This is a genomic window from Lampropedia puyangensis, assembly GCF_004833285.1.
GTDB lineage: Bacteria > Pseudomonadota > Gammaproteobacteria > Burkholderiales > Burkholderiaceae_C > Lampropedia > Lampropedia puyangensis.
Window position 1 is genome coordinate 83,397 of record NZ_STFG01000007.1, and the last position, 22,121, is coordinate 105,517.

At 54.6% G+C, this 22,121-nt stretch carries 15 protein-coding genes; 11 read left to right on the forward strand and 4 right to left on the reverse strand.

The genetic code is table 11. From position 1 onward, the window contains the following. Nucleotides 1–193: 193 nt before the first annotated feature. From E9531_RS08390 to E9531_RS08415, 6 genes are all read left to right on the forward strand, one after another. Nucleotides 194–1,618: a short-chain fatty acyl-CoA regulator family protein gene (locus tag E9531_RS08390; protein WP_136573313.1), complete on the forward strand. Its 1,425-nt coding sequence runs from the start codon at nucleotides 194–196 to the stop codon at nucleotides 1,616–1,618. Between the two features lie 351 nt (nucleotides 1,619–1,969). Continuing rightward, complete coding sequence (gene metG / locus E9531_RS08395; protein ID WP_136573314.1) at nucleotides 1,970–4,120, forward strand: methionine--tRNA ligase; 2,151 nt, start codon at nucleotides 1,970–1,972, stop codon at nucleotides 4,118–4,120. Between the two features lie 475 nt (nucleotides 4,121–4,595). Continuing rightward, nucleotides 4,596–5,207 (forward strand): regulatory sequestration protein YfiR, encoded by a 612-nt coding sequence (gene yfiR / locus E9531_RS08400; RefSeq protein WP_136573315.1) that lies wholly within the window; start codon nucleotides 4,596–4,598, stop codon nucleotides 5,205–5,207. A 144-nt stretch (nucleotides 5,208–5,351) separates the two neighbouring features. Beyond that, entirely contained in the window at nucleotides 5,352–6,446 is a 1,095-nt protein-coding gene (locus E9531_RS08405) for a hypothetical protein (protein WP_136573316.1), read from the forward strand. A gap of 91 nt (nucleotides 6,447–6,537) precedes the next feature. After that, a complete protein-coding gene (locus E9531_RS08410) occupies nucleotides 6,538–7,188 on the forward strand; it encodes an isochorismatase family protein (protein ID WP_136573317.1) in 651 nt (216 codons plus the stop codon). Next, entirely contained in the window at nucleotides 7,179–7,946 is a 768-nt protein-coding gene (locus E9531_RS08415) for a 2,3-dihydro-2,3-dihydroxybenzoate dehydrogenase (RefSeq protein ID WP_136573318.1), read from the forward strand. Before E9531_RS08410 ends, E9531_RS08415 begins: the two co-directional genes overlap by 10 nt. 105 nt (nucleotides 7,947–8,051) lie before the next feature. On the opposite strand, the gene ppk1 is transcribed toward E9531_RS08415, so the two are convergent. The 4 genes from ppk1 to E9531_RS08435 all read right to left on the reverse strand — a co-directional run bounded on the left by ppk1 (nucleotide 8,052) and on the right by E9531_RS08435 (nucleotide 16,816). After that, on the reverse strand, nucleotides 8,052–10,193 hold the full coding sequence (gene ppk1, locus E9531_RS08420; protein ID WP_244610048.1) for a polyphosphate kinase 1: 2,142 nt from the start codon (nucleotides 10,191–10,193) through the stop codon (nucleotides 8,052–8,054). 581 nt (nucleotides 10,194–10,774) lie between these two features. Then, a complete protein-coding gene (locus E9531_RS08425) occupies nucleotides 10,775–11,032 on the reverse strand; it encodes a DUF2789 domain-containing protein (protein WP_136573319.1) in 258 nt (85 codons plus the stop codon). A gap of 148 nt (nucleotides 11,033–11,180) precedes the next feature. Beyond that, nucleotides 11,181–15,209 carry a phosphoribosylformylglycinamidine synthase gene (gene purL, locus E9531_RS08430; RefSeq protein WP_136573320.1) on the reverse strand — a complete coding sequence of 1,343 codons (4,029 nt, stop codon included), beginning with the start codon at nucleotides 15,207–15,209 and terminating at the stop codon, nucleotides 11,181–11,183. 212 nt (nucleotides 15,210–15,421) lie between these two features. Next, nucleotides 15,422–16,816, reverse strand: coding sequence for a M23 family metallopeptidase (locus E9531_RS08435; RefSeq protein ID WP_244610043.1), 1,395 nt, complete (start codon nucleotides 16,814–16,816; stop codon nucleotides 15,422–15,424). 340 nt (nucleotides 16,817–17,156) lie between these two features. On the opposite strand from E9531_RS08435, the gene tyrS reads away from it, so the two are divergent. The 5 genes from tyrS to cobJ all read left to right on the forward strand — a co-directional run bounded on the left by tyrS (nucleotide 17,157) and on the right by cobJ (nucleotide 22,082). Next, complete coding sequence (tyrS, locus tag E9531_RS08440; protein ID WP_136573321.1) at nucleotides 17,157–18,392, forward strand: tyrosine--tRNA ligase; 1,236 nt, start codon at nucleotides 17,157–17,159, stop codon at nucleotides 18,390–18,392. Nucleotides 18,393–18,535: 143 nt separating this feature from the next. Continuing rightward, the gene (locus E9531_RS08445; RefSeq protein ID WP_158291743.1) at nucleotides 18,536–19,870 is read left to right on the forward strand and encodes a hypothetical protein; all 1,335 of its coding nucleotides are present in this window, start codon (nucleotides 18,536–18,538) and stop codon (nucleotides 19,868–19,870) included. Continuing rightward, nucleotides 19,867–20,496 (forward strand): precorrin-8X methylmutase, encoded by a 630-nt coding sequence (locus E9531_RS08450; RefSeq protein WP_136573323.1) that lies wholly within the window; start codon nucleotides 19,867–19,869, stop codon nucleotides 20,494–20,496. The genes E9531_RS08445 and E9531_RS08450 overlap by 4 nt, the downstream gene beginning before the upstream one ends. Nucleotides 20,497–20,530: 34 nt before the next feature. Further along, nucleotides 20,531–21,268, forward strand: a complete 738-nt coding sequence (gene cobI / locus E9531_RS08455) for a precorrin-2 C(20)-methyltransferase (RefSeq protein WP_136573324.1) — start codon at nucleotides 20,531–20,533, stop codon at nucleotides 21,266–21,268. A 10-nt stretch (nucleotides 21,269–21,278) separates the two neighbouring features. Next, the gene (gene cobJ / locus E9531_RS08460) at nucleotides 21,279–22,082 is read left to right on the forward strand and encodes a precorrin-3B C(17)-methyltransferase (protein ID WP_136573325.1); all 804 of its coding nucleotides are present in this window, start codon (nucleotides 21,279–21,281) and stop codon (nucleotides 22,080–22,082) included. Nucleotides 22,083–22,121 lie beyond the last annotated feature (39 nt).

Sequence of the window (22,121 nt, forward strand, 5' to 3'; positions counted from 1 at the left end):
GTGCTTAAGAAAGCAGAACCTCGACTCTTTTGCGTGATTGGCGTTGTCATAATTCGCAATTTACGCAAAAATAGATTCTTTATGAAGGCCTAAAAAAGCGAGGTTTTGCGAATGTTTTTCGGCGAATTTGCAAATTTTGCAAATAATTTTCCTTACCACATTGCCCTGCAAACCAAGTGGCCAGAGCACCACGATGAAGAAAACATTCATGGGCGTGCGGCTGCGCAAATTGCGCGCCGACCAAGGTTTGACACAGGTCGCCATGGCGCAAGCAATTGGCCTGTCACCGAGCTACCTCAACCAGCTGGAGCAAAACCAGCGGCCACTGACTGTCGGGGTACTACTCAAGATCAATCGCGCATTTGGCGTAGATATTCAGCAATTTTCTGAAGACGAAGAAATGCGCCTGATGGCCGCACTGCGCGATGCCCTCACCACAGCGCCAGAGCCTGTTGACACGACGGAGTTACAAGAAGTCGTCACCCAAATGCCCGGCATTGCCAAAGCATTGCTAAGCCTGCATCAACGCAACGCCACGCTGGAGCAGCAACTCGAACGCTTTGCAGCCAACGTTGACGACAGCCGCTCCGGCAGCGCCAGCGTATCGGTGGTCCGCGCAATGCCTTACGAAGTTGTACGTGACTTTTTCTTTCAACACCAAAATTACTTCGACACGCTGGATACCCAAGCAGAAGCACTGGCCAATGCCTCAGGCGTGCAAGCCGCCGCGCTGGTGCAATGGCTCACACAGCGCCTCCTCAGTCTGCACCACATCCATGTGTATTTCAGCCATGAAGCACAGCACGAGGCCAAGCGCCACTTTGACCCCAATACCCGCACACTGCGTATCTCTGCCACGCTGGAAGCAACGCAGCAAGTTTTTCAACTGGCCACGCAACTGGCGCTAGTGGAACAACGCGATGCGATTGACGCGCTGGTTGCGCATCCCTCGCTGCAAAACGACAGCAGCGCCGCACATTTGGCGCGTATTGGTTTAGCCAACTACTTTGCTGGTGCGGTCTTATTGCCCTACCGCAGTTTCTTGGAAGCAGCCGAACAACTGCACTATGACATTGACCTGCTGAGCCAACGATTCGGCGTGGGGTTTGAAACCGTCTGCCACCGCCTGAGCACCATGCAAAGGCCAGGAAGGCCCGGTGTGCCTTTCTTTTTTGTGCGGGTTGACCGCGCAGGCAACATCTCTAAACGCCAATCGGCCACGCATTTTCACTTCAGTAAAACTGGCGGCACCTGCCCGCTCTGGAATGTCTATGAAGCATTCAGCCAGCCAGGACGCATTCTGGCGCAGCGCGCAGCCATGCCAGACGGGCAGTCCTACCTGTGGATCGCCCGGACGGTCTCGCACGCCTCACATGGTTGGGGGGCCCCCATCAAAACGTTTTCGATTGGATTGGGTTGCGATATGCGCCACGCCCATCGTTTGGTCTATTCGCGCGGCCTGGACCTGCAAGACAAACACACAGCCACCCCCATTGGTATGGGCTGCAAAGTGTGCGAACGCCCTGCCTGCAACCAGCGCGCCTTTCCTTTCATGGGCAAGGCCTTAGTGGTGGACGAAAACCAAAGCAGCCGCACGCCTTACGGTTTTGGTGATTGAAGCGTAGACAGTTTTTGAATGAACGCAACAAGCGCCCTCAATCCCCATTTAATAGAGTACTGAGGATAAGCCAATCCATACCCGCACAGCGTTACCTGCACGTACTGGCTGCACCCACGGTAACGCTGGCATAGAATGCGCCGTTGCATCAAGCAATTGCTTCCGCAATAGGAGTTGGGCGAACGGCGACTGCGCCAGCAAAGCGAAACATCTTCTGCCTTGCCCCAAGGTAGGCCAAAGCATTGGTCTGCGCCCTACTCATTGTTGCGATCAACACACTGATGCCTACCGTATCGCAAGGCTGCGATACGGGCTCCATTTGTTGTCACCAGACTCTCTAGTTGCCCCGACATGACCCAACGCACGATTTTCGTCACCACCGCCCTGCCTTACGCCAATGGCACTTTCCACATTGGCCACATCATGGAATACATCCAAGCCGACACTTGGGTGCGTTTTCAACGCATGCAGGGCCACCGTGTCGATTTCGTTGGGGCTGATGATGCCCATGGTGCCCCCATCATGATTGCGGCTGAGAAAGCAGGAAAAACACCGGAACAGTTTGTGGCCGATATTGCTGCTGGCCGCAAACAATACCTCGATGGTTTCTACATCAGTCACGACAACTGGCATTCCACACACAGTCCAGAAAACACCGTTCTGGCGCAATCCATCTACAAAGACCTCAAAGCGGCTGGTTTGATTGAAACCCGCACAATTGAGCAATTCTTTGATCCAGAAAAAGGCATGTTCCTGCCTGATCGCTACATCAAAGGCGAATGCCCCAAGTGCCACGCCAAAGACCAGTATGGCGATAACTGCGAAGTCTGCGGATCCGTCTACGCGCCGACGGATTTAATTGACCCCTACTCTTCGCTGTCTGGAGCCAAGCCGGTATTGAAAGAATCTGAGCACTTCTTCTTCCAACTTTCAGATCCCCGCTGTGTGGAGTTTTTGCAAGAATGGACACAAAACGGCCTGCATGTACAACCAGAAGTGGCCAACAAAGTCAAAGAATGGTTCACGGTACGCACCAACCCCGATGGCAGCACCAGCGAAGGCTTGGGCGATTGGGACATCAGCCGCGATGCCCCCTACTTCGGCATTGAAATCCCCGATGCTCCGGGAAAATACTTCTACGTGTGGCTGGATGCGCCTGTGGGTTACTTGGCTTCATTGAAAAACCTGCTGGAGCGGCGTCAGGAAAATTACGATGCCTACATGGCCAATCCGAATCTGGAGCAATACCACTTCATTGGCAAAGACATCGTCACCTTCCACACGTTGTTTTGGCCAGCCATGCTCAAGTTCAGCGGGCGCAAAACACCAAACCAAATTTGTGTACACGGCTTCCTAACGGTCAACAACGGCGAGAAAATGAGCAAAAGCCGTGGCACCGGATTAGACCCACTCAAATATCTCAAACTCGACATGAACCCAGAGTGGCTGCGCTATTACCTCGCAGCCAAACTCAACGGTCGCAATGAAGACATCGACTTCAATGCAGAAGACTTCATGGCCCGCGTAAACTCTGATTTGGTCGGGAAATACGTCAACATTGCAAGCCGCGCTGTAGGCTTTATCACCAAACGGTTCGATAGCCGCTTGGGCCTGAGTTCAGGCGAAGGACACACACTGCTCGAAGCGATGCGTGAGCGTGCCGATGAGATCAAGGACGCATATGAACGCCGCGACACCTCGCGTGCCGTACGCGAAATCATGCAGCTGGCAGACCGTGTAAACGAATTTGTCGATGCCAATAAGCCTTGGGAATTGGCCAAGGATTCGGCACAAGGCGAGCGCCTACAAGATGTATGCACCACCTGCATTGAAGCGTTCCGCATCCTCACCATCTACCTCAAGCCCGTACTGCCACAATTGGCAGCACAAGTCGAAGGTTTCCTGCAAGTCAAACAGCCCTTTACATTCAACGATGTACACACCCCGCTGGGTGCTGGCCACCACATCGCAGGCTTCAAGCACTTGATTCAACGGGTGGAAGACAAGCAGCTTGACGCCTTGTTTGAAGCCCCTGCAAGCGCCGCAGCGCCAACGCCTGCCCCTGCAGCCCAAAAAGACAGCAAATCCAAGAAAGCCGAGCCAGTGATTGACCCCAACGCCCCTGGTGGAGAGCCTTTAGCGGACACCATCACCATTGATGACTTTGCCAAAATTGATCTGCGCATTGCCAAAATCGTGGCATGCAACAGTGTTGAAGGTTCAACCAAACTGCTGCAATTGACACTGGACGCTGGTGAGAAAAACGATGCAGGCGAGCCCAAATTGCGCAATGTTTTCAGCGGCATCTCCAGCATGTACCAACCAGAACAACTGGTTGGAAAGCTCACTGTCCTAGTAGCCAACCTGGCGCCACGCAAAATGAAATTTGGTATCAGTGAAGGCATGGTGCTTGCAGCCAGCCATGCCGATGAGAAAACGCACCCAGGCATTTATGTGCTCGAACCTTTCCCAGGCGCTCAACCGGGCATGCGCATCCATTAAATGGAGAGGTCGAAATACTGCAAAGCGGCTTCACTGCGCACATAGAGAACAGCGCCAGCAGTGCAGTACATCCACAGATGTAGTCGCCCACGAGCCAATTAAAAGCGTAAAAGCGCCCGCCAGCTGACATGGTTTGTCAACTGGCGAGCGCTTTTTTTATGGTGTTTGCTGTCATCCCATTGGCCGATTACTACACATCGACCAGTAAAAGCAAAAAATCACAAAGTTATAACAAAAATCATTATTTCACCGCTTTCCCTATCCAAAAAGCGCAATCAATTGATAACTAGCACACTACAGCAGCCGAATCAAACCGAGAATTTTTATAATCAAATACGGGTTGGCGTCATAGCACCATGCTGTTGGCACAACCAGCAAGCGTTCATCAACACCAAACTTGGAGGTATGTATGCGCCCAACGGTTATGAGCCCTCATCTACAGTACAGCGCCATGCCTTACCTGTAGGCCAACAGCATGCGCAACCGCCTCCTCACTTTCTTTGCCTCTTGCTTTGCAAGCATGGCAATCTGTGGCATTTCAAGCAGTGCTTTTGCACAAGCGCAGCACCCAGAAAAAACACACAAAGGGGTTGCTGCACAGCGCCCCAAAACTCAAATTGCCCCAAATATTCTAGGATTGCGCCGAATTCTTCAAGGGGTCATCGAATACTCGCAATGGCCTACACCTCTGCACACCATCAATCTTTGCGTTGCTGATCACCCTTTGCTGCTGGCGTCGTTACACCAGCACCCCATCCATTCACACCACAGCACAGTGGCCGTCAAATCTGTGCGGCATACCGACGATACCTTGGCCATTACTTGCTCTGTACTTTTTATCGGGCAGTCCACTCCAGAAGCTGTGGCGATTGCTTGGGTTACAAGCCTAGTCGAACAACCGGTCTTCACGATACGAGAAAATCCGCCTGAATGCAGTAGTGGCGTCATGATTTGTCTGCGCACTGCAAATACCAAGCAGCCCACTTTTGAAGTCAACTTGGATGCCGTCGCTCGCAGCGGCATCCAACTCAGCCCCTTGATATTGAGACTCACCAATCGCAAATATTTAGAATCAGTCAATCTATGACTGCAGTGGGTTGCCAGTGGGTTGCTTTTGGGTCGACATTCAAATGCCGCACATTCGAGATGAGCGAACCCATTCACCTTTGTGCTAACTGCCCACAAACCACTCTAAGCGACCTCCTCCATGCTGTTTCTATTGCGAGCTCTCATGGTCATAACCAGCGTCATCGCTGCATTGGTATGGTGGCAAAAAGGGCAAATCGCCGTGTGGGCACTGGTGCGCACAGATCCCATTCCAGAAGTGCAACAAATGGTCGATCGTGGACTGCTTGCTGATGCCGATCAGTACCTGGGTTTCTTCATGGACTACGACTATGTGCGCAACAATCCACAAGCACAGCAACTCCAAGAAACCATTGCAGAAAAACGCTCCAGCAGCCTCTACCAACTTCAAAAAATAGGGGAAGGATTGGCGCTGGGGCACAGCGATGAAAGCGCGGGCCAGATCGCCTCTGTCATCAGCGACCTGATGGTGATTGGCGACCTGCGCGATCTGGCCGTACAAGGGTGGCATTGGTCACAGGACGAGGCCACCGATCCCGTTCTGATTGCGCTAGCCAGCATCGGTGTGGCAGCGTCTGCCGCCCAGTTAGGAGCGGCCGCCGCAACAGTTCCAACCGCAGGGGCCTCCACCGCCGTGACGGTTTCTGCCACAACGGCCAAAACAGCCCTGACCACCCTCAAAACCATGCGCCGTCTCAATAAACTACCGGATTGGATCGGCTCCTCGCTCATCACCACAGCAAGGCAAATTCGCCAACAGCGATCATGGAATGGACTGGTGGACGCCCAAACCTTGCTAACGGATGTGACGACCCTCTCCCGCGTGCCCGGCGGGGCAAAGCTTTTAGAGCAAACACGTGATGCGGTCTCTCTCGCACAGGCGGCACGCTTTGCCCGTCTTCAAGGTTCCCGCACGCAAGCGCTGGTCCATATCAGCGCCGATGCACTGCCGCAAACCATGCGCATGACTGAGCGCTATGGTGCACAAGCAGTGGCATTGGCTGCCACTTTTGGCAAACAAGGGCTGCATGTGTTAGACAGCACGGGTGCTGTTGCCTTCGCCAAATACAGTGCCCGTGCAACCAAACTGGCATACAAAGGAGATGCATTTCGTGTACTGGCCCGCTGGTTGACGCAACTGTCCAGCACCGTGCTGGCACTACTCACCCTGCCAGGCTTGTTGGCCATATGGCCTCGCAAGCGCAGCAAAAGGCACAAAGCAATGCTCACGCCCCCATAAAAGACGCTATTTTAAAAATGGGCTATCACAAACCCCACAACAAGGATCATGCGATTAATTACAATTCTCAGTCATATTGTTGCGTGATCTCATGGCTCTCCCTTCTGTTTCCTCCTATGCACTGCCGTCGGCAGCTGACCTCCCCGCTGCACGCGCACCTTGGCAACTGGAACTGCACCGCGCAGCCCTGCTGGTGCATGACATGCAGGAGTACTTCCTGCGACCATTTCCTGCAAACGCGTCTCCAATTGCTCCGGTCAAAGCCCATATTGCGCAATTGGTCCATTTTTGTCGCAAACATGGTGTCCCGGTTTTCTATACCGCACAGCAAGGTGATCAACTACTGCACGACAGAGGCTTACAAGCAGCCTTATGGGGGCCGGGCATGCGCGCCCAACCTGAGCATGAAGCGATTGCAGCAGAAATCGCTCCGCACGCTGAGGATACTGTGCTCATCAAACACCGCTACAGCGCATTTCAGCGCAGTCCTTTAGAAGAGTTACTCAAGGCGCGCGGCCGCAACCAATTATTGATTTGCGGGGTATACGCCCATATTGGTTGCCAACTCACCGCTGCAGAAGCATTCCAACGCGACATTGAACCCTTCATGGTGGCTGACGCCCTGGCCGACTTCAGCTATGCGCACCACATTCAGGCTCTGCAATGGGCGGCTGTCACCTGCGCGCCGGCCATCTTGACCGATCAGATACTGACAACAGAAAGGCTTGCCGTATGCAATTAACCGGCTTCAATAACCGTATCGCTCTGGTTACGGGTGCTGGCGGTGGTATTGGCCAAGCCGTAACCGATGCGCTGCTGGCAGCTGGCAGCACCGTGGTGGCGTGTGATTTAACAGCGCCATCGCAACCCAACCATCACCACGACCATTTCCACGCACGCGCGCTGGATGTCCGCAATTCAGTTGCTGTGAACAATTTGGTTGCCGATGTTGAAGCACATATTGGCCCCATCGATCTTGGTGTGAATGTGGCAGGCGTGCTCTCCAACACCTTGGTCACCGAGACGAGCGATGACGCGTGGCGACAGGTCTTTGCGGTCAACTGCGATGGCGTTTTCCACGTCAGTCGTGCACTGGCACAACGTATGCAAGCACGTCAGCGCGGTGTCATGGTAACGGTCAGCTCCAATGCAGCCGGCGTGCCTCGCCATGCCATGGCTGCTTACGCGGCATCCAAAGCTGCTGCAACCATGTTCACCCGCTGCTTAGGGCTTGAACTGGCGCCTCATGGCATCCGTTGCAATATTGTTGCTCCCGGCTCTACGCTGACCCCCATGCAAACAGGCATGTGGGCTGATGATCGCGGCGCAGAACGCGTGATCGCAGGTTTACCAGAGCAGTACAAAGCAGGCATCCCGCTGCGCAAACTGGCCACACCTGAAGACATTGCCCATGCTGTCCTATTCATGCTCTCAGAGCAAGCAGGCCATATTGCCATGAGCGATCTGTACGTCGATGGCGGCGCCACACTGCGCGCCTGAATTTCTGCGCTGTTAAAGGGATTCAAACGCGCGACCTTCAGCACCTGCAGTCGCTGATTAAAAAGCCTCGCGACGATAGCGAGGCTTTTTTTATCAAGGCAGAGATTACTTGCGTTTGCTGGTGTTTTTAATGATTTTGGCGACCGAATTTTTCGAACGCGGGGCTTGACGCGGAGTCGGTTGCGCCGAGAAATAATGCGCCAACATCTGCTGCGCGCTGGCGCCCACTGTATCGCCCTCTAAACGCCGGTAAGTACCGTTCTCGAGCAGAACCCACGCATCCTGGTCGTCCATCAGATAAGAAACCAAGCACTCATCAAGAATGCGCTGGCGCAAAGCAGGATCGACGACTGGCCAACCCAGCTCTACGCGTCGGGCCATATTCCGGTTCATCCAGTCAGCACTGGAGAGGTACAAATGCTCTTGCTCACCGTACTGGAAAAAGAAAACACGGGTGTGTTCCAAGAAGCGCCCCACAATCGAGCGGATGCGAATGGCCCCTCCTTTTTCGGTCGCATTCAAGGCTGGTAAAACACAGGCTGCACGCACGATCAGATCAATTTGAACACCTTGCTGCGCCGCGTGATGCAGTGCCTCTGCCAACTTCCAGTCGGTCAAGGCATTCATCTTGACGACCACGCGCGCACTTTGCCCGGCCTGCGCGGCCTTTTGGGCTGCGGCAATATGCCCCATCAACGTCGAATGCAAAGAAAATGGTGCAACCAATAAACGGTTCAATTTAGGCAACGCCGCTTGGCTTGCCAGCAACGTGAAGACGGCATCCATGTCCGCAGTCAATGCGTCGTTGGCGGTCAGGTAGCTCAAGTCGGTATACAGCTTGGCGGTCTTGGGGTTGTAATTCCCGGTAGACAGGTGGCCATAGCGCTTGAGGCCGCGTGCCTCACGGCGGGTGACCAACAGCATCTTGCCGTGTGTTTTCAAGCCCACAATCCCGTACACCACCTGTACCCCAATGGACTCGAGCGTCTCCGCCCAATTGATGTTGGCTTCTTCATCAAAACGGGCTTTGAGCTCAACCACAGCGGTGACTTCCTTGCCCTTGCGCACCGCCTCTCGCAGCAACTCCATCATCACCGAGTCAGGCCCCGTGCGATAAACCGTTTGCTTAATAGCCAGCACATCCGGGTCTTTGACCGCTTGACGCAAGAACTCAACCACCGCATCAAAACTTTCAAAAGGCTGATGAATCAACACATCCTTCTGGCGAATACGGGCAAACAGGTTGTCACTGTTTTTCAACGAACGTGGCCATTGTGGAATCCATCGTGGAAACAACAACTGAGGGCGATCATCGTCCACCAAGTCCACCACCTGGTTCAAGCGCACCAGATTCACCGGCCCTTCAACACGGTACATAGCCTCAGGAGGCAAATTGAATTCGGCCAGCAGCAAATTGGCAATCGGCTCCGAACAGCTGCTTGAAACCTCGATGCGCGTGGCCTTGCCGAAATGTCGGTGTTGCAACCCCTTGCGCAAGGCCGTGCGCAGATTTTGTATTTCCCCTTCAGTCACAGCCAAGTCGGAGTGACGCGTAACCCTGAACTGCGCAAATTCCAGCACCTGACGGCCGGCAAACATTTCTGCCAAGTGCGCACGAATCATGCTGGAGAGACTCACTACGCCAATCTTGCCCTTACCTCCAGCCAACGAATCCGGCAAGCGGACAAAGCGCGGCAATACGCGCGGCACCTTCACAATCGCAATTTCATTGCGGTTGCCAAAAGCGTCCTCACCCTCCAAACGCACGATGAAGTTCAATGACTTGTTGGCCACTTGAGGGAAGGGATGCGCAGGATCTAACGCAACTGGCGTCAACAAGGGCCGCACTTCGCGGTCAAAGTATTCTTTCACCCAACGTCGCTGGCCTGCATTGCGCTTGCCATGCGAAAAGATCTGAATCCCCTGCTCAATCAAAGCAGGCAACAACCCCTTGTTGTACAACTCGTATTGGCGCTGCACCAATTTGTGCGCCTTATCGGCCAGACGGCGCAAACTCTGCACCGAGAACTCATCGTCCTCGACCCCATCGCGCGCTGCCTCCAAATGGTCTGCCACGCGCACCTCAAAAAACTCATCGAGGTTAGAAGACACGATGCATAGATATCGCAAACGCTCAAGCAGCGGCACCTCTGGTCGCAAAGCCCAATCAAACACCCGCTCATTGAAAGCCAAAATGCTGTGGTCACGGTCTAACCAGGCAATATCGTCAGGCCGAGCCAGATGCATGATCAATTCCGCCTCAGCCTCAATCTGCTTTCGATTGACCCCCCACATTGATCCAGTCGCGGCCTGTAGGGCTTTGGCCGTCTTCATCGCATTGGTCATACTTTCTGCATCCGCACGACTCAAAACCACCTCAGCACTAGCCAAAGACACAGGAACCATGGCCGTCGTGCTGCTGATGCTGCTAACCGCCTGCCCTGGCTGTTGGCGTGTCGCTTTTGTGGACGATTTTTCTGCTGTTTTGCGCGTCACGCGCGTTGATGTTGAACGAGTGGCTGCCGGCACTTTGCGCTTGGCAACCACCTCCCCTGCTGCTGCATCAACGCCCGCTTTGGGCTTTGCCATTTTGCTCGAAACAGCATTTGGCACAGGGGCTTTTTCCGTAGCACGTTTTCTGGACATTGGTAAAGTTTTGTCAATAACGGGAGGGCGGGACTGTAGCAGCCCTGATACCAGAATTTGACGACAACTTTATGACATTTTGATGACTTAACCAAGCCCCTTCGATGACTATTCAGCCCGATGGGCCTTACTCTTTTTAAATGAATGCCATCCGTGCGCATGTACCCATCAGGGTCATTGACTCACAGACCCGACTTCGCCTTGGTGGCGTCTTCATGCAATGACTCGTTGAGGGCATCAATGATTAAAGCCCATGGTGCATCTGCCTTCATTTGCTCGACAATGAACTGCCTTTGCGAAGCGTCCCAAAAAGGCGCGTCGCAAATCACGACATCAGTTGGCAATTGGTGCCCAACGATAAAGTCCGCAATCGCTTGGTCACTGTCATCCAGGCCCAATTGCTTGAACAAATTGCTCATCCGTGGTTCGGCGGTATTCATGGCAAATCCTTTTGTTGCGTTACCTACATGGCAGACAAACTGCCCACGAAACTCTGCTCACCTACACAGCATGCGCAACGCCTAACCGCGGCCTAAGGTGCAACCATAGGCTGTGGCTGGGCGCCACACATGGTGTGATGGCTAGCGTTTAATCAACCCACTTGCGCGCATTGCGCCAAATACGCATCCAAGGGCTCTTGACTGCCAAGCCGCCTGTAGCAGCCCAATCCGTCCAGCTCATCTGCGCATTACGGAAAACCCGCTCAGGGTGCGGCATCATTGCAGTAAAGCGGCCATCAGCCGTGGTCACACTGGTTAAGCCACCAGGGCTGCCGTTTGGATTGAAAGGATACTGTTCAGTGGCTTGCCCGGCATGGTCTACATAGCGCATGGCAGCAATCACCTCCTGCGGGTTGCCTTGACGGCTGAAGTTGGCATAGCCCTCACCATGCGCTACCACCACAGGCAAACGGCTACCTGCCATGCCTTGCAAGAACAGGCTTGGAGATTCAAGAATTTCAACCTGCGACAAACGCGCCTCAAACCGCTCACTGCGATTGGTCGTAAAGCGTGGCCATGCCTGCGCCCCCGGAATGATCGAGGCCAGCTCTGCAAACATTTGGCAGCCATTGCAAACGCCCAAACCGAAGGTATCGTTGCGCGCAAAAAATGCGGCAAACTGCTCTGCCACACGTGGATTGAACGTGATGGAGCGTGCCCAACCGACACCAGCGCCTAAGGTATCACCATAGCTGAAGCCGCCACAGGCCACCACGCCTTGGAAACCAGCCAGCTGCTCGCGCCCACTTTGCAAATCAGTCATGTGCACATCAACGGCATCAAAACCCGCTTCGCTGAATGCATAGGCCATTTCAATATGCGAATTCACGCCCTGCTCACGCAGGATTGCAACCTTGGGCTGTGCTTTACCAATATAAGGAGCCCCAATATCTTGCGCTGGATCGAATGTCAGATGCACAGAAAGCCCCGGATCACTCAATTGGCCTGCTGCAGCGTGCTCTTGGTCTGCACAATCGGCATTGTCACGCTCACGTGCAATTTTCCAGCTCACGCTATCCCAAACCTGGAACAGGTCATACAAATCCGCTGAGAATACATTTTTGGTATCGCGCCAAATTTGCAACTGACCTTTACCATCGTCCAGCGGCGCTTGGATGGGGCGCGTCTTTCCAATGAAATGGCTGTGCTTAGACAGACCAAACTCACGCAGCGTCTGCATCACGTCATTGCGATCAGCAGTGCGCACTTGCAACACCACACCCAACTCTTCATTGAACAGCGCCTTGAGTGTCAACTCCTCACGGCGCGCGCTGATTTGCTGTGCCCAGTTCTTGGCATCGCCGTATTCGGCCTTGCTGTCTGCAATGCCATCGCCTTCCGTGATGAGCATGTCCACATTCAACGCCACACCCACATGGCCAGCAAAGGCCATTTCAGCCACAGCAGCCAACAAGCCACCATCGCTGCGGTCGTGGTAAGCCAAAAGCTGGCCTTGCTTGCGCAGGGCATTGACAGCATCTACCAAGCGAATGAGGTCTTGCGGGTCATCAAGATCCGGGGTTTCGCCACCACTTTGCCCCAGCACCTGTGCCAGCATGCTGCCGCCCATGCGGTTGCGGCCCATGCCCAAATCCACCAGCACCAAGGTAGTGTCTGCCTCTTCGGTATTGAGTTGTGGTGTCAAGGTGCCAGAGACATCAGGCAAGGTGCAAAACGCACTGGCGATGAGTGTGACTGGCGAAGTCACTTTTTTCGATTCACCCTCGTGCTGCCAGACGGTGCGCATCGACAAGCTGTCTTTCCCCACTGGGATAGACACCCCTAATGCAGGACACAACTCCATCCCTACGGCTTTAACGGTTGCATAAAGATCGGCATCTTCGCCTGCCTCACCACAGGCGGCCATCCAGTTAGCTGACAACTTCACGCGCCCCAATTCAATGGGCGCTGCCAGCAAGTTGGTGATCGCTTCAGCAATCGCCAAACGCCCAGATGCTGGCGCATTGATAGCCGCGACCGGGCTGCGCTCGCCCATAGCCATGGCCTCACCAGCCAAGCTCTTGAAATCAGCCAACGTCACGGCCACATCAGCCACCGGCACTTGCCAAGGTCCCACCATCTGGTCGCGATGGGTCAAACCGCCCACGGCACGGTCCCCAATGGTGATCAAAAAACGTTTACTGGCCACAGTCGGATGGCTCAGAATTTGAATCACTGCCTCTTGCAACTGCACGCCATCGACATTCAACGGCTCAGCCTTTTTGTTGACGGTTTGCACATCACGGTGCATTTTTGGGGGTTTGCCCAACAACACGTTCATAGGCATATCCACGGGCTGTGGCACCTCTGGGTGCTCAGCATCAACCAATTCCAGTTGCCGCACCTCTGTGGCCACGCCGATCACCGCATAGGGGCTACGCTCGCGCTTGCACAAAGCATCGAAACGATCAATGGCTGCTGCATCAATGGCCAGCACATAGCGCTCCTGACTTTCATTGCTCCAGATTTCTTTGGGCGACAAACCAGACTCTTCCAGCTGCACTTTGCGCAAGTCAAAACGCGCACCACGACCAGCATCGTTGGTCAATTCAGGAAACGCGTTAGACAAGCCGCCTGCGCCCACATCATGAATAGCCAAAATGGGGTTCTCAGCGCCCAGTTGCCAGCATTGGTTAATCACTTCTTGCGCACGGCGTTCAATCTCCGGATTGCCGCGTTGCACGGAGTCGAAGTCCAAATCAGCAGCATTCGTGCCGGTAGCCAAAGACGAGGCAGCACCACCGCCCATGCCAATACGCATCCCCGGCCCACCCAACTGCACCAGCAAGGTACCGGCAGGAAACTCGATTTTTTTGGTCTGGGTCGCATCAATCTGCCCCAAACCACCAGCGATCATGATGGGTTTGTGAAAACCACGCTGCACGCCGCACACCTCTTGCTCGTACTCGCGGAAATATCCGGTCAAGTTGGGGCGGCCAAATTCATTATTAAATGCAGCACCTCCCAATGGCCCTTCAATCATGATCTGCAACGGGCTGGCAATGTGCTCAGGCTTGCCCCCGGGCTGGTCAGACAGACCATCCCACAGCTTCGACACGGTGAACCCCGTCATCCCGGCTTTGGGTTTCGAGCCACGCCCTGTGGCCCCTTCATCCCGAATTTCACCGCCCGCGCCGGTAGAAGCGCCAGGAAAAGGAGAAATGGCGGTGGGGTGGTTGTGCGTTTCCACCTTCATCAGAATATGGTGCACCGCCTCATCACGTGTGTACTGGCGCGGTTTGTCACCACTGTCGGCACGCGCGACAAAACGCTCAATGGCATTGCCTTCCATGATGGAAGCATTGTCTGAATAGGCCACCACCGTGAACTCAGGCCGTAACTGGTGCGTATTGCGAATCATCGCAAACAAGCTCTTGTCTTGCGCCTGACCATCAATCGTGAAATCAGCATTGAAAATTTTATGGCGACAGTGTTCGCTATTGGCCTGCGCAAACATCATCAACTCCACATCGGTGGGGTTGCGCCCTAACTGCGTAAAAGCTTGCAGCAGGTAGTCAATTTCATCATCTGCCAACGCCAAGCCCCAATTGCGGTTAGCCGCTTCTAGTGCTGCATGCCCGCCACCGAGCACATCCACCGTTTCCAAGGCTGCCGCAGGCAGGTTATCGAACAAAGTATTGGCCTGCTGGCGATCACGCAAGGCAGATTCGGTCATGCGATCATGCAGCAGTGCAGCCACTTGTTGCCACTGGGCTTCGCTGAGGGCGTCAACCTTGCCGAGCAAGCTTTTTTTCAACCCAATACGGTATTCAACCGCACGTTCAATACGCTTAACAGCCAAGCCACAATTGTGGGCAATGTCAGTTGCTTTTGACGCCCAAGGACTCACAGTCCCCACGCGAGGGGTGACCAAAACCACGGCCGCATGCTCTGGCAACAGCGCAGTTTGATCAAACGGCTCCCCATACTGAAGCAACTGTGCAGCTTGCGCCAACAGGCCGGCCTCTGCAGCACCATCGGTAACCACAAAGTGCAGATACCGTGCTTGAACTTGTTCAATCTTGGGGTGAATGGCCTGCAACAAAGGCAGGAGTTTCTGGATACGGAATGCACTCAAGGCATTGCCGCCCTCAAGCTGGGTGATGGACAAAGACACAAACTCGCCTAGTAGAAGTGGGGGAACACGCGCAATCTCAGCACCAGCAGCACTTGCGTGCAAAGGCCGTTGATTACCAAAGCCGCCATTTTACGAAAAGCCACCATCACATGGGCAAACAAAAAGCCCCTGCGTGCAAACAACAGGGGCTTTCTTGTTTTTAAAGCAGACTAACAAGCAGCAGCTGAAATGCCAATGTCACATTGGCGCGCTTACTCCGCGCTGGCTTGCATCATCAATGGGGCCACTTCAAACTTCAAACGCGTCGCTTCAGCCAAAGCGTCAAATCGTTGTTTGATCTCTTTAGCAATTGGAGCAGCTGCCGCACTTTCACGCGCAATGATTTGCGGATCCTTAAATTCGCCGTTCACGCGGAACTCGAAATGCAAGTGAGGGCCCGTAGACATCCCTGTAGAGCCCACCGCACCAATGAGTTGACCTTGAGAGATTTTTTCACCCGTAGCGACATCACGGCGGCTCATATGGGCATACACGGTCACTCGCCCTTGCCCGTGGTCGACGTAAACAACATTGCCGTAACTATTGCTCCACCCTGATTGCTGGACAACCCCATCACCAATGGAGCGAATCGGCGTCCCCGTGGTGGCGGCGTAGTCAATCCCATTGTGATTGCGCCATGTTTTCTTAATGGGGTGGAAACGGCTGCCAAACGTGCTGGATACACGAGAGAACTCCAACGGAGAAGCCAAAAACGCCCGCCGCAAGTTAGAGCCATCAAGCGCGTAGTAAGCACCTTTGGCGTTATCGCTTTCCTGGAACCACAGTGCTTGGTATGCCTTACCCTTGTTCACCACCTCAGCACTGAGCACTCGACCGCTGCGCAATGGCTCTCCATCGGCCTCAAGCGCTTCATACACCACAGTGAAGGTATCACCTTTACGTAAATCTTTATGGAAGTTCACGTTGGTGGAGAACATCTCGGCTAACTGAATGGCAACCGGATCAGGCAAGTTCGCAGCATCTGCAGCAGCGAACAAAGAGCTTTGAATCACTCCACTGGCCAAACGTGACGTTTTGGTCAATTCACCTTGATCCAATTGGGCCTCAAACCCATCAATCTTATCGCTTTGCTGAATCGTCAAGCGCTGAAAGTTGCCACTGTCATCCGTCACCCACCGCACGGTCAAACGTTGCAACTCAAAATTGTTATTCACCTCCGCAGTCACGAAACGACCGTGCCGTCCCCACACGTTTTGGTGTACCAAATTATTGCGACGCAAGAATGCAGCGGCAGCAGGATCGTTCACACCTAAGCGCTCGAGCAAGCTCTCTGCGGTGTCATTTGATCTTAGGCGGTCACTGCGATAAAGCAAAAAATCGTGCTGACCAACCAACGAGGAAAGATTCTTGCCAGCCATCAAAGATGGCACATCGTTGCTCACCAAGCGCTGGTAGACCACTTCGCCTTCATCAGCCTGTAAGTTTGCCACCGCAAAAGCGCCACCGCCACCCAACAAAAAGAGGCCACATAATGCAGCCATCAATTTTTGTGTAGTGGAAAAAATCGCAGGTCGCGCAACCTGCTCCGCTTGGATGGAAGCGATCAAATCAGCACGGCTTTGGGCTTGAGACTGTTCGGAATTCAAGGGATAGTTCCTGACACAAAGATCCTGTCAAACACACCTCAGAGCAAGACAACGTCAAGCAGCCACCGGACCCGGACTATCGGCGGTCAATACACCTCCCACAAAGTGCATGACCTGCTCGAACTAACGGTACTGCAGCTCCATTGGCATTAGGCGAAGAGCTGGCTTGGGCACTACCGCAAAACCAACATCCCCGCCATGACAGGCTGGAAAGAATTCAAAAAAAACGAGAGCAAAGCTCATCAGAAGCCTTAGCTTCCATACAATAAGCCCGCTAAAACATTGGCAGTATAGTCATATTTGGCTGTTCGCCAAATACTTCAGCATTTTGGAATACTTTATGCCAGAAACTCAAAATCAAGCCTCCACCATCAACCCAGCACTTGAAGAGGCCATGGCCATCAGCCTGCGCGGTGTGGACGAGCTGTTGCCCCGCGAAGACTGGCTCAAAAAACTGCAGCGCGCGCAATCGACAGGCATTCCCCTGCGGATCAAGCTGGGGCTGGACCCCACGGCCCCCGATATCCATTTGGGCCACACTGTCGTGCTCAATAAAATGCGCCAGTTGCAAAACCTGGGGCATCAGGTGATTTTCCTGATTGGTGACTTCACCAGTTTGATTGGTGATCCCTCTGGCCGTAATTCCACACGTCCGCCGCTGACAGAAGAGCAAATCAAACACAACGCCCAAACCTATTACCAGCAAGCCAGTTTGGTTCTGGACCCCGAAAAAACCGAAATTCGCTACAACAGCGAATGGTGCAATGGGCTCGGCTCTACCGGCATGATTCAACTGGCGGCCAAATACACGGTTGCCCGCATGATGGAACGTGACGACTTTCACAAACGGTTTCACAGTGGACAGTCCATCAGCATTCACGAATTCCTTTATCCATTGATGCAGGGCTACGACTCAGTCGCTCTGAAGTCTGACCTCGAACTCGGCGGCACCGACCAGAAATTCAATTTGTTGATGGGACGCCATCTCCAGCAAGAATACGGCCAAGAACCGCAATGCGTTTTGACCATGCCGCTACTGGTTGGGCTTGACGGCGTGGACAAAATGTCCAAATCCAAGAACAACTACATTGGAATCACCGAAGAGGCCAATGCCATGTTTGCGAAAACGCTGTCAATCTCTGATGACTTGATGTGGGATTGGTACACCTTGCTGTCGTTTCGCTCACTGGATGAGATTGCAGAGCTCAAAGCACAAGTGCAGCAAGGCCGCAATCCGAAGGATGCCAAAGTCTTGCTGGCCAAAGAAATCACTACGCGCTTTCACTCCGCAGCCGCAGCCGAAGCTGCTGAGCAAGACTTCATTAACCGCAGCAAAGGGGGCATCCCTGATGACATTCCTGAAGTCACGCTCAGCGGCGCGCCTTTGGGCATTGGCCAACTGCTCAAGTCTGCCGGTTTGACAGCATCCACTGGTGAAGGCAATCGGCTCATTGATGGCGGAGGTGTCCGCGTGGATGGCGCAGCCATCAGCGACCGAGGACTCAAACTGGAGTCAGGTACCTACGTCGTTCAGGTTGGCAAACGCAAGTTCGCCCGCGTTACGCTTGCAAACTAAGCACATGCACTGCAGGCCCATGTGCCCACTGGGTCTGCACTGAACAGCCTGAGCCCTCCCATTCAAGCTGTCCATCCCCCTAGGCTGACTACCAGCACTGCGTTATTGGTCTTCTACCTTGTGCTTGTGCCATGATGAATGCCATGACCTCCCTCCCCTCCATCCAAGGCTGGTGCCCCAGCAGTTGGCAGCCCATGCATGCTGCCGACGGTTGGATCGTGCGTGTTCGTCCGCCTATGGCTCGGCTTACTCTGGTGCAGGCCCAACAACTTGCCCAATGCGCATTGGCATTCGGTGATCCCATGCTAGAACTGTCCCGACGGGGCAACTGGCAACTGCGTGGAGTGCAAGAAAAACATCTTCCTGCGCTGTTGCACACGCTGGTTAAGGCCAATCTGGCCAGTGCAAATGCACAAACAGATGCACTACCTGCCGTGCTTTGCACACCGTGGTACAAACAAAATGATGTAACCCACCAACTGGCACAACGGTTAGAAGCTGCCATTGCGACCACCCCGACATTGGGTGCGCTGCCTTCTAAATTCGGCTTTGCTGTCGACGATCCCGAGTGCAGCTTGCACTATACCCCTGCCGACATTCGCCTATGGCATGACGGCCAGCGCTATTGGCTCCACCCTGATGGATTACGCCTAGGCACGGCCCCCGCATGCTTAACCGCCACATCGCCAGACACCATCGTGCAGCAGGCTTTGGCATTGGCCGCGTGGTTTATCAACATCACCCCATCGCACGCGGCTACACACACGCCCCAAACAAGCATTCAGCGTGCACGCCGCATGCGCCATGCCGCCACGCAGCTATTGCACGCCCCTCTTTGGCAAGGGCAATGGCAAAGCCCTTGTTTTGCGGGCACAGCAATGCCGCCCCACACCACCGAACAAGAAATGCGTGCGCGCCCCGGCTTCATTGCCAATTGGGGCCAATTGGTTGCAGCCCCACTAGGCAGGGTCAGCGCGCGAGCTTTGGCACAGTTAGCACAGTGGCTGCAGCAACACCGTCCAGACACCATGCTGCACACAACACCCTGGCGCATGTTGCTCATTACCTCACTGCAGCCCTTTCATTTGGCACAGTGGCGCTGCAGTGGGCTGCATCAATCCGATGATTGGATCACCCAAGCACAAGACCCCCGCCTGCGTGTGTTCGCATGCTCTGGCCAGCCTCACTGCCCCCAAGCCCTGGCCCCTACCCAGCCACTGGCACTGAAACTCGCAGATAATGTGCCGCCCGGTTGGCAGCTGCATGTCAGCGGCTGCGCTAAAGCCTGTGCACAGCCAACCAACGCGCAGCGTACCCTCACATTGACGGCCGTTACTCCGCCATCAACTGAAAGTAACGCCCAAGCATCCGCGTGGTTCTCCATCCAAAGACCTGCCACCGCTCCCATTCATTGGCCCACTGTGCATGCACAAGCCCTTTGCGAGCAGCCTGATTTATTGTTTGACTCTCCGCCATGAGCCATCTTTACGAAACCGACGGTGCAGCCATTTACCGCCAGTCTTTTGCCACCATCCGAAGCGAAGCAAACCTCTCGCGCTTCAATCCCATCGAAGAGCGTGTGGTGTGCCGCATGATCCATGCTGCCGGTTTTGTTCCGCTGGCAGATTCGGTGCATTTCTCACCCGATTTTGCAACCACTGCGCGGGCCGCTTTGCACGCAGGAGCGCCTATCTTGTGCGACGTCCGCATGGTCAGTGAAGGCATTACCCGCAAACGCCTGCCCGCCAACAACGCCATCATTTGCACCCTGCAAGACGAGCGCGTACCGGCATTGGCCGCGCAAATACACAACACCCGCAGCGCAGCAGCGATTGCGCTGTGGGAAGAACATCTGCCTGGGGCCATTGTGGCCATTGGCAATGCCCCCACGGCTTTGTTTCACTTGCTCAATTTGCTGCAAGACCCCAGCTTTCCCCGACCTGCGGCCATCATTGGTTGCCCGGTCGGTTTTGTTGGCGCTGCCGAGTCCAAGCAAGCCCTTTGGGAGACTGCTCCCGTACCTTGCATGGTTGTAGAAGGACGTTTAGGTGGCTCAGCCATGACCGTGGCAGCCATCAATGCCTTGGCCTGCGATATCGAATAACAACACAAAGAGACTGCGACTACAGAAAGCCAACATGACAGGTAGCATCATTTGCGTAGGCCTTGGGCCTGGCGACCCAGAACTCATCAGCGTCAAGGCCGATCGGCTCTTGCGCTCTGCGCTGCAAGTGGCCTATTTTCGCAAACGGGGGCACAAAGGCAAAGCGCGCGAGTTGGTGGAAGGCATTCTCAACACCAACGCAACGGAATACCCGATGGAATACCCGGTCACCACCGAGATTCCACACACCCACCCCGACTATGGCGTGATGCTGCACAACTTCTACGAAGAATGGCAGCAACGCTTGTCTGCACTCGCCCAACAGGGTGACGTTATTGTGCTGTGTGAAGGCGATCCGTTTCTATACGGGTCTTTCATGCACCTGTATATTCGCCTGCGCGAAGCAGCCCTGGTGACCGTTGAAGTGCTGCCGGGCATTCCTGGCATGGTGGGCTGTTGGCATGCGACGGGCCAACCCATGACATGGGGCGATGACATCCTCAGCGTCATCCCAGCCACATTGCCAGCACAAGCCTTGCAGCATCACGTACAGCAAGCAGATGCACTGGTCATCATGAAAGTTGGCAGACGCCTGCCACACGTCAAAGCTGCATTGCAAGCAGCAGGTAAATTAGAGCAGGCGTGGTTGGTGATCAATGGCACCATGGCCGGTGAGCAAGTCATGCCACTGACCGAGGCCCCCGCACACTGCCCTTACTTTTCCATCATCCTGGTACACGGCCATGGTCGCCGTCCCGGTTCTTTGGATTGAACGCGTTCCTATGAGCAGCACGCCTTCATCCCACGCCGGCTGGCTCCGCATCGTTGGGCTCGGCCCTGGTGACGGGACTCTCATCACACCTCAGGTGCATGCCTCTATTGCAGATGCCACCGACGCCTTGGGCTATTTCCCCTACGTTGAACGCCTGCAAGCAGAAGGGCACCTTAGCACCCACATTCGCCTGCATGCCAGCGACAACCGAGAGGAAATAGCCCGCGCACGCCACGCCTTACAGCTCGCCGCTAGCGGTGCCCGTGTATTAATGCTGTCCTCGGGTGATCCCGGCGTTTTTGCCATGGCTGCCGCTGTGTTTGAAGCACTGGATACTGCGGCAGAGGCAGACAAAAACACTTGGCTGCAAGTATCCATTGAAGTCCAACCTGGCATTACCGCCATGCTTGCTGCGGCTGCGCGCCTTGGCGCGCCATTAGGCCATGACTTTTGCGCTATCAATCTGTCCGATAACCTTAAGCCCTGGCCCATCATTGAGCAACGGCTGCGCTTGGCCGCGCAGGCCGATTTCGCGATGGCGTTTTACAACCCGCGCTCGCAGTCGCGTCCGACAGGTTTTATGCGCACACTGGACGTTCTACGTGAATGCTGCGAACCACAACGCTTGATCGCATTTGCACGCAACACCAGCCGCATTGATGAGCGCTTAGTCGTTTGCACGCTGGCTGAAGCTACGCCAGAGATGGCCGATATGCGCACGCTTGTCATTGTCGGCAGCAGCCAGACCCGGCGCATTGGCCCACACATCTACACCCCACGCAGCTATCCTGAGCTGCCACACTCAACACCATAACACTGCCACCTGTTGCTTCTGCAAAGCAGTGACCGCCCT